Annotated in this window: 4 protein-coding genes; 3 read left to right on the forward strand and 1 reads right to left on the reverse strand. The window is 68.8% G+C overall.

Annotation, left to right across the window (positions count from 1 at the left end):
* Positions 1-476: integrase core domain-containing protein (locus UK82_RS30495; RefSeq protein ID WP_236706632.1), on the forward strand; the 476-nt coding region annotated here is incomplete at its 5' end.
* A 92-nt stretch (positions 477-568) separates the two neighbouring features.
* On the opposite strand, the gene UK82_RS30500 is transcribed toward UK82_RS30495, so the two are convergent.
* Entirely contained in the window at positions 569-2,068 is a 1,500-nt protein-coding gene (locus UK82_RS30500; RefSeq protein WP_055410895.1) for a helix-turn-helix domain-containing protein, read from the reverse strand.
* Between the two features lie 281 nt (positions 2,069-2,349).
* Here UK82_RS30500 and UK82_RS30505 point away from each other — a divergent pair, with 281 nt between their 5' ends.
* Positions 2,350-2,871 carry a GNAT family N-acetyltransferase gene (locus UK82_RS30505; RefSeq protein WP_055410897.1) on the forward strand — a complete coding sequence of 174 codons (522 nt, stop codon included), beginning with the start codon at positions 2,350-2,352 and terminating at the stop codon, positions 2,869-2,871.
* Between the two features lie 5 nt (positions 2,872-2,876).
* The gene (locus UK82_RS33915) at positions 2,877-3,026 is read left to right on the forward strand and encodes a hypothetical protein (RefSeq protein WP_161849191.1); all 150 of its coding nucleotides are present in this window, start codon (positions 2,877-2,879) and stop codon (positions 3,024-3,026) included.
* Positions 3,027-3,097: the final 71 nt, after the last annotated feature.

The raw sequence follows: 3,097 nt of genomic DNA on the forward strand, positions 1-3,097 counted from the left end.
GCCCCGACCAGCTCACCGTTCACGCCGACCGGGGTAGTTCGATGACGTCGAAACCCGTCGCGTTCCTGCTCGCAGACCTCGGGATCATCCAGTCGCATTCCCGCCCCCGGGTGTCGAACGACAACCCCTATTCCGAGTCCCAATTCAAGACGATGAAGTACCGGCCCGACTTCCCCGGCCGTTTCGATAGTATCGAGGAAGCGCGGGCACACTGCCGCAAATTCTTCCAGTACTACAATCATGGCCATCGGCATTCAGGGTTGGGTTTGCTCACCCCGTCGGCGGTGCACCACGGCCAGGCCGAAGCCGTCCACGCGGCGCGTGGCACCGTGCTGGACTCCGCCTACGCCGCCCACCCCGAACGGTTCGTCCGCCGCCCGCCCGTCCCACCCGGACTACCCAGGCCGGCGTGGATCAACCCGCCGGAGAACATCCCAACGCAACAAGACAGTGACACAGAGCAGGAGACTCGGTAGTTCCTACAAAATCTTGCCTCGAACAGGTTGACAGGTTCCGGCGGCCTCCGAGGCCGGCAAGCCCGCCGGCCGGTGGTACCGGCCGGCCAGAGCTAAGCGCCTGCGCTCCTGCCATACAGGAGTGTCTGCGCGAGTTTGGTCGTGGCAGGGCTGTTTGGCCAGCGTGTCTGCAAGTCGGTGCAAAGGCGCCGCAGTCGGGGTAGGAGCCGGTCCGCACCGGTGGCGCCAGCGATAGCGGCGGCTTCGGTTCCAGCGTCGCCAGCGAGGTCCGGGCTGCCAGCTTGGAGGTAGGCGGCGGCGAGGTGGCAGAGGAACTCCGCGGCCCATTCCGAGCCGCGGGCGTCGCCGAGCCCATCGAGGCCGCGGGTCAGGCAGGTGATGGCCTCGTCGTTCCACGCGGGGTCGTCGCGGCCGAGGTAGCGGGCGACCCAGCCGCGTTCCAACGCGTAGAACTCGGGCGTGTAGTAGTAGATCCACGGCGGTGCGGCGTCAGGGGCGGATGCTGCGGCGGCGACGAGGTCGGCGCCGCGGGTCAGTGCCTCGACGGCCTGCCGGCGCTGGCCGGCTAGTGCGTGGGCGCGGGCCTCTTGATGGGCGTCGTAGGCCCGCTGACCCACCCACACCCGCGGGTCCCGTGACGCTGCCCGGGACAGGCTGACCGCTGGGCCGAGTTGGCCACGGTGGAACGCGAGGTGCCCCTGGAAGCTGATGATGGTCGCGTGCAGGGTGGCCGCGTCGGCTTCCCACGCCCATACGGCCGCACGGTCGAGCCAGGCCCGTGCGTCGTCCCATCGGCCGGTGGCGATGTGGAGCCAGCCGGCGAACTCGGCCCACTGCGCGGCGACGTCCACCAGCGGCTCTCGGATGCCGCCGGATGCCTCGCCGATCAGCCGTTCCACCTCGCCCAGCTGAGCGACGACGGGAACAAGGAGGCGGGAGGAGCCGATCAGGTCCTCGGTTGCCCGTTGCTCGGCGAGGATCGCCGCCAGCGAGGCGACCACCCGCCCGTCCACCCGGCTCGGTCGGGAGATCGCGCGACGGAGCCGCTCCTCCTCGTCCTCGTCGAGGACGAGGTCGCTGTCGGCGCCGCGCACCCGCTGGAACATGTCGTAGGCGACCGACGGGGGCCGTGCCCTGCCAGTTCGTGGACTGGGCCGCTCGTCACGGTGAGGGTCACTGGTGTCGCGCCGCGGGATGCTGTTGATCAGCATTTGGTCCTGTGCGGTGAGGTGCTCCCGATCGTCGAGGTCGAGAAGGTGATGGATGTCGGTTCCGTACACATCGGCTAGCAAGGTCAACGCCTGGGGGGTGGGACGTTTCCCGCTCGGGCCCGGCCACGCCTCCCACTCGCACAGCCGCGAGCCAGTCATCGCGGCGTTGCCCTGCGAGTCGGTGCCGGCCCGAGCCGCGTGAGCGTTGATCCGACCAGCGGCCTCCTGCAGGGTCCAGCCATGCGCGTGACGTAGCGCCGCGCGGGGCCGGAGCCCGTAGCGCCGGGCGAACTCGACCGAGATGTCCTCGTAGGTCATCCCGGCCGCCCGCATCCGGGCACGCAGCTCGATCTGCTCCGCCCGCCGGCTTACCGTGCCCACCTTCCACCCCTTCGCCCCGGGCCGTGCGTCGCAGCCCTGAACCGGATCTGTTCCACCGTAACGACCCCCTCACCCCTTGGAACGCCCGCCTGTGTTCGGCTCTGCCTGAAACTGCTTGAGATGGACAAGCGTTCGACACGACAAGATCATCGATGGCCGGTAGTCGGATGGTGCGGACTCGACGGCAGCCAGTACCGGAATCGCGTGATGCTCGGCGCCGGCGAATGGACGGTCCTGGTCATCGGCCCACAGGCCGCCGGTGCTGGCGGGATGATCGGTGGATGTATGTCCGTCGAGCCGTTGCCGGTGACGTCGAACCGATTGCGCGCGTGCATGTGCTGGCGTGGCAGGCCGGCTATCGGGGGCTGTTGCCGCAGTCGCTGCTCGATGGGTTGCGTGCCGAACAGCGGGTGCCCCGGTGGACGGAGACTCTCGGGCGGGCAGCGTGGCCGCACCGGGGAACCCTCGTCGCGGACGACGCCGGTGCCGTCGTCGGCTTCGTGGATCTACGCCCCGCCACGGACGACGATCCACACGCGGCCGGAGTCGGCGAGATCTCCTCGTTCTACGTGCTGCCAGCTCTCTGGAGGCAGGGCGTCGGGCGCGTCTTGATGACGGCGGCGGTGCGGACGCTGGCGACGGCCGGCTACACGTCGGCTGCACTGTGGGTCCTGGAGAGTAACCAGGCCGCGCTTGAGTTCTATGTGTGTCTGGGCTGGGCGCCGGACGGCTCTGTCCGCGACGACGTCATGGGCCACACTGTCGTCCGTGATGTGCGGTACTGGCGGTCGCTCAGCTACTAGAACTGATGTCCATGGTTGACCTTCGTGCTCCGCTGAACGCCCGCCAGCTCGAAGTCCTGCGCTGGATCAACGACGGCTGCCCCGACGGCGTCATGGATGGCCATAGCCACAAGGTCACGGCTTCGGCGCTCGTAACTGGTCAGGTACCGCTTTGATCTTTGGTTAGGTGGTTGTGGGCATCCAGGGGCGGCCCTCGGCGAGTTGGACGAGGGCGGGGAACTGGGGG

The sequence above is a fragment of the Frankia sp. ACN1ag genome (assembly GCF_001414035.1).
Classification (GTDB): domain Bacteria; phylum Actinomycetota; class Actinomycetes; order Frankiales; family Frankiaceae; genus Frankia; species Frankia torreyi.